Annotated in this window: 6 protein-coding genes; 2 read left to right on the forward strand and 4 right to left on the reverse strand. The window is 41.9% G+C overall.

Annotation, left to right across the window (positions count from 1 at the left end; genetic code table 11):
* From tnpA to BO222_RS03880, 3 genes are all read right to left on the reverse strand, one after another.
* Window positions 1-247: IS66 family insertion sequence element accessory protein TnpA (gene tnpA / locus BO222_RS03870; RefSeq protein ID WP_198931990.1), on the reverse strand; the 247-nt coding region annotated here is incomplete at its 3' end.
* A 184-nt stretch (window positions 248-431) separates the two neighbouring features.
* Window positions 432-2,222 carry an ABC transporter ATP-binding protein gene (locus BO222_RS03875; protein WP_233131202.1) on the reverse strand — a complete coding sequence of 597 codons (1,791 nt, stop codon included), beginning with the start codon at window positions 2,220-2,222 and terminating at the stop codon, window positions 432-434.
* Complete coding sequence (locus BO222_RS03880; RefSeq protein ID WP_332888861.1) at window positions 2,215-3,939, reverse strand: ABC transporter ATP-binding protein; 1,725 nt, start codon at window positions 3,937-3,939, stop codon at window positions 2,215-2,217. Before BO222_RS03880 ends, BO222_RS03875 begins: the two co-directional genes overlap by 8 nt.
* A gap of 323 nt (window positions 3,940-4,262) precedes the next feature.
* Between BO222_RS03880 and BO222_RS03885 the strand changes: the two genes are divergently transcribed.
* Both BO222_RS03885 and BO222_RS03890 read left to right on the forward strand, forming a co-directional pair.
* Window positions 4,263-4,859, forward strand: coding sequence for a TetR/AcrR family transcriptional regulator (locus BO222_RS03885; protein WP_075818524.1), 597 nt, complete (start codon window positions 4,263-4,265; stop codon window positions 4,857-4,859).
* A gap of 18 nt (window positions 4,860-4,877) precedes the next feature.
* Window positions 4,878-5,627, forward strand: a complete 750-nt coding sequence (locus BO222_RS03890) for a CPBP family intramembrane glutamic endopeptidase (protein WP_158024551.1) — start codon at window positions 4,878-4,880, stop codon at window positions 5,625-5,627.
* 226 nt (window positions 5,628-5,853) lie between these two features.
* Here the strand turns inward: BO222_RS03890 and BO222_RS03895 are convergent.
* On the reverse strand, window positions 5,854-6,108 hold a 255-nt coding region (locus BO222_RS03895), incomplete at its 5' end, for a transposase (RefSeq protein WP_075817320.1).

Raw genomic sequence — 6,108 nt, forward strand, 5'->3', positions numbered from 1 at the left:
CGACAGACAGAGTAATAGCGGCAGAGTTTTCTGCGACAGCAGCGACATCAATCTCTACAAACTCTATTCCTTCAGCTTTCGCAGACCTTTCCAATCTGCGTTTCCAGTAGCCAAAAGAGGTATAGATTAAGCCATTCTTCTGGCAGAACTCCTTCTGAGAAAGTCCGGACAGGTGATAAGCCTGAACCTGTCTGGTCCAGAATTTCCGGTTTCCTTTTCTGGTTGACGCATAGTGATAATTCGGCATAATGAAAAATCCTCCAGTTTCGTTGTAGATAATCTAACAACGGTCACCGGAGGGTTTAACCCCGTCAAATATAAAGAACTTACCTTCAGTTTACATTCCGGATATGCGAATGTTCTGAAGTCCATTTTGTTTATAGTTTCTGCTCAAATGATTGATTGTTGGCTTCCTGTTTTACTGAGAACAATTATTGATCCTGAAACTGCGACATATAGAGGCTGGCGTAAATTCCACCCTGCTCTAGCAGCTGTTGATGAGTGCCGCTTTCGACGATGTGTCCATGATCCATAACCAGGATCAGATCAGCGTTTAAAATCGTACTCAAACGATGGGCAATGACAAAACAGGTTCTTGACTGCACGACATCGTAGACCGCTTCCTGCAGTCTTTTTTCAAGCCGGGTATCCACGCTGCTGGTTGCTTCATCAAGAATAAGGATCTGCGGATCTTTCAGAATCGCTCTTGCAATAGTCAGCAGCTGTTTTTCACCCTGCGAAAGATTATCGGCATTTTCTGATAGATGGGTTTTTAATCCATCCGGAAGCCGATCGATCGTTTCTTCAAGCCTTGCGATTCGAATCGCCTGGGCAATCTCTTCATCGGTAGAATCCTGTTTGGCATAGCGCAGATTTTCTTCAATGGTTCCTTCAAAAAGCCATGGATCCTGCAGGACGAGACCGTATAGAGATCTTAAATCTTCAAAGGAAAAATCATTGATATCCTGTGAATTGATACGAATAAAGCCGCTCTGGTAAGGATAGTAGCGAAGCAGCAGATTGGTCAGAGTCGTCTTGCCCGCACCTGTATGACCAACGATGGCGACCGTCTGATTCTTCTTTACTGTAAAGGTCACATCCTTCATTAACGGCTGATCCGTATAGGAAAAGGAAACATGTTCAAAATCAACGCATTCAACATTCTGAATCGGTTTTATTGTTTGGGTCTGTTCTTCTTCAGGAAGATCAAGGAAGGAAAACAGACGGTTCATTCCGGAAAATGCGGACTGCACCGCACTTGAAAGCTGCGAAAGCTGAGAGACCGGATCATTGATGTTCCAGATGTAGCGGATGAATGCCTGAAGTTGCCCCAAAAGCAAGGTGCCATTAAGAACCTGCAAACAGCCATACAGGCAGCATAGTCCAATGACAGTATAGGTAACCAGACTGGTTAAGGGACCGATGGTTCCGGAAATGGTCTGGGCCAGAAAGCTGCGGCTTTGCATCTCGCGATTCGCTTTTTCAAATTGGCTTTTGGCATAATCCTGCTGATTATAGATCAGTATTTCGCTGAATCCGGTATACATTTCATTGACTGTACTGCTCATATTAGCCAAAGCAGCCTGCTGCTGGTCAAAGATGGGCTGAGAACGGCGTATGATCCCGACTGAGATCAAGGCAATGATCGGCAGACCGATTAAAACGATCAGAGTCATTGTGGTATTAATCATGGACATTGAAAACAGAATCAGAATAAACGAGACAATCGCTGAAAGAACGCGGGCAAGTGTCTGCTGCAAAGCATTGGATACAGTTTCAACATCATTGGTAATACGGGAAAGAAGATCACCAGTGGGATGCGAATCAAAATAGGAAACTGGAAGACGATTGATTTTATGCTCGACCGCATTTCGCAAATCAAAGATGGTCTTCTGAATCGCATCAGTCAGAGTTACAGCGGAAATAAACTGCGATGTAATCTTTACGATATAAATCCCCAACAGGATGGATAAAAAGGTAAAAATCTTATCCATCTGAATATGAGCCCCGGGGATTTTGTCATTGATCGCCTGTACATCAAGTTGTAACTGGCTGGTAATCTGACCTTCTGCCAAAGGCATAATGACATAGATGACCTGCATCAGAATGACAAGGGCCAGTCCAATCCAGAGTTTTTTCTGATTTGGACGGATATAAATCCACAAGTGTTTCAGGCATTGGCCAAATGTCAGATTTTTAGGCATATCGAGCTGTTTACGCATACTTTTCGGCCTCCATTTCTGACATCTGAGATAACACAATTTCACGATAAAGTGGAGAATTTTTATAGAGTTCCTGGTGAGTACCCATAGCCTGGATTTCGCCATGATCGAGGACGAGAATCAGATCCGCATCCAGAATGGAAGAAATCCTCTGAGCAACAACCAGAAAGATTGAATTCTGTCGGAGCGGTTCGAGCGCTTTTCTTAGACTGGCATCTGTCTTCAGATCCAGAGCGGAAAAGGAATCATCAAGGATAAAGAAGCTTGCATTCGAGATAATGGCTCTTGCAATCGACAGGCGCTGTTTTTGGCCACCGGAAAGATTCGTTCCTTCTTCGCTGATCTCATCAAGCAGACCGTTTTCTCTTTCGGCAATGAAGTCTGAAGCCTGAGCGATCTCAATCGCTTCTAAAATATCATCGTTGTCTGCCTGACGATTGCCAAAGCGGATATTGTCTTCGACACTGCCAGAAAACATATGCGCTTTCTGAGAAACCATGGAGATCTGATTTCTTAGAACCTGCAGATCATATTCTTCAATAGGAGTCCCATTTATACGGATCTGTCCTTCGTTTGCGTCATAGAAGCGGTTGATCAGACGAATCAAAGAAGATTTGCCGCTTCCGGTCGAACCAACAACTGCTATTTTCTGACCAGTCTTTGCGCTGAAGGAGATGTTCTTTAAAGTATGCTGTTCATTACCAGGGTATCTGAAACCAACATGGTCAAATTCAATCGAGTCAATTCTTCCAAGATTCTGAAGAGATTTTTCAGAGAAGATGGATGGATTTGTTTCCAGGACTTCCTGAATTCGCTTTGCACTGACAGAAGCTCTTGGATACATCATAAAAACCATGCACAAAACCAGCACAGACATCATGCAGTGAAACAGATACTCAACAAACATCAGCAGTTGACCTAACTGCAGCTGTTCATTGCCAAGCAGCACGGCTGCTGTATAGTAAATCATCATCGATGCGATGTTCATCAGAAAGAAGAACATCGGATCTGTCATGTTCATCAGTTTGAACAATCGGGAAGTCACACTCATATATTGCCTGTTTTCTGCAGTAAACCGTTTTTCTTCTGTGACCTGATTATTGAAAGCACGAATCACACGGATACCGCTCATGTTTTCGCGAAGAATTTCGTTGATCTGATCTAAAGAAGTCTGCTGTTTTTGTGATAATGGCCCGGCAATTCGAAAGACAATGATCACTCCGATCAGAATGAATGGAATCGTACCAAGAACAATAAAAGACAGCGGCAGACTGGTCTGAATGATCAGAATCACTGAAACCAACAGCATGATCGGTGAGATCAATGAACTTTTCAGCAGAGTATTCAAAAACATCAGAATCTGATAGGCATCTGAACCTGTACGGGTGATCATGGAAGAAACCCCAAAATGATCCAGTTCAGCCGCCGAAAAGCTCATGGCATGTTCAAAAAGATCTTTTCGGATTTCATAGACAATTGTTGTGGATAACCGGCTTGAAACATAAGCCAGACTCAGCATTCCAATCGTACCAATGATGGCGACCACCAGGATCTGACCAAAACCAGAATAGATCGCTGCCGGATTGGCTTTTTCAACTCCAAGATCGACCATGTTTCCAAAGATTGTTGGAATACCCAGCTCAACAACCGCAAATCCAAAGGCACAGATCATGTTCAGACAAAACAAAACTTTATGTCTGAACAGGTATTTAAGCATCAGTTTCACTTAAAAGACGTCTCCTTTCCATTCGTTTCGTGAATCGGTGAACTTCGACCCATGAATAATCATACGACCAAATCCTGAATTGGACTATGGCAGAATTCTCAGGCTCTTCAAATCCTGCCTTTTGAACTCAGAAGCCAGAGAAAAAGAATTTATTCCAAAAGAAAGCAAGACAAGCAAGTAAGGTAAAAACAAATCAATAAGATAAGCAAAGACTTGCTGATAAATAACAGGTGTTATATAACATAGGTAATAAAACGGAATTTACATTCCGGTATTGGGCGATTTAAATCGTAGAAGACAAAGGAAGAGGTTAAATGCCGCCAAAACCAAAATATTCAAAGGAAGAAATTCTGCAAAGCGCATTGAATCTGGTTCGCAAACATGGTTATAAAGCATTAACCATACGCCAGCTTGCAGCCCAGTTGAAAATATCGACTCAGCCTATTATGAGCTGCTTTGAAAGCAGTGAACAATTGCGTCAGGAAGTCTGGCAAAGTGCAGATCTCTATCATACGCACTATCTGATGAAAATTGATGAAACTTCCAAGGATTCCATTCCCTTGCAGATTGGTATGAATTACATACGGTTTGCCAGTCAGGAAAATCATCTTTTTCATTGGCTGTTTCTTAATGAACCAGGATCTGAATCGTCATTTCAACAGAGCCAGACCATCAATCAGTTAATTGAAGATCCTGCTCTGGATCCAATACTGAATTCCATGAGTACTGAATCAGGGATATCATCTGAAATGATGAAAAGAATGTTTCGGATCCTGATGGTTTATATTCATGGCTATGCCTGTCTGATCGCCGATCAGATCATGGAAGTAGATGAAGAGCAGATCAGAAGCGATCTTGTAGATTGCTGGAATGCTCTGCAGATCGGTCTTGATGAGACTTCAGGAAAGTAAGAAAGGGAAATGGATAGGATGGATAGGAATCAGGAAAATGGATTAAGACAATTTTATAATCACCATTCGCTGATGATCGCTCTGGTATTGGTCATTGCTTATGTGATTGTCACAGGAAACCTCAGAAGCAATGGTTATAACGAGTCCTGGATCATGACTCTATGGCTTTTTACTGTGACAATTTTTCTGCTGATATTGAATCGATTGCTGCATCTTAGTGATGATCTTGGTCTTGAAAAATTCACAATGAATCGAAAAAGTCTTTATTTGTTAGGACTTCTGGTTATCCCGTCAGTGAATCTGATTGCAGGGCTTCATTTTACTAAACCGGTTTCTGCCTTGGTCTTCTCTTCGATATCAATGATTCTGGTTGGATTTATCGAAGAGGTGATCATGCGCGGATATCTGTTTCTGGCATTAAGAAAGGATTCGCTGGTTCAGGCTATTGTGATCAGTTCAGTGGCTTTTGGCGTTGGACATATTGCTAATCTGTTTACTGGACAGGAACCATTGGAGACTGTATTACAGATTGTATATGCTTTTGGAGTGGGTTTGGTATTTGCTCTGGTGCTTGTGCGCACAGGAAATCTCTGGCCATGCATTATTACTCATTCCCTGGTAGATTTTCTTTCGGTTTATAGTGGAGAACTTTCAAATCAGATGTACATTCTGGTTACGATGCTTCTGATTATATATTGTCTGGTTTATTCCTGGTATTTATTAAAGAAGAAACCGCCTTTAGAGCTGAGTAGGAGACAGAAGATTTAGAAGGATTAAAAAAGATTGTTAATCCATTTGTTGACAATCCATAGAAGGAAAAGTTTAAAAAGGGGCTGTTAAATTTCGATTGATTTTTCATCAGCGAGATTTACAGCCCCTTTTTCTATGCTTTTTATCTGATTCAATCCTGTTTTATGATGTGTTTTTCCGCTCAAGTCAATTTTTGAACGCACTGAAAAGAGCCAAAACTCAAAAAGACTGTTTATAATCTTTTTCAGATTTCGCTTTTCTGCTCCTTTAATTTTCCATAACGTTCGAGTTCTGGGCAACTCATCCGATTTCTGTTGTTTAATTTTCTGATATTGTGTCCCATGGCCACAATAAGCACCTCAAATTTTACGTTTTCCAGTCCCCGGCGTCTCAATCGGCTGTATCTGTAGTTTTCTTTAAGATCTCCGAAGGTTCCTTCCGCCTGAATGCTCCGGCTGACCATAATCTCATGTCCTGCATCTGAAGACATGTTCTCCCG

The sequence above is a fragment of the Ileibacterium valens genome (genome assembly GCF_001945525.1).
Taxonomy (GTDB): Bacteria; Bacillota_I; Bacilli_A; order Erysipelotrichales; family Erysipelotrichaceae; genus Ileibacterium; species Ileibacterium valens.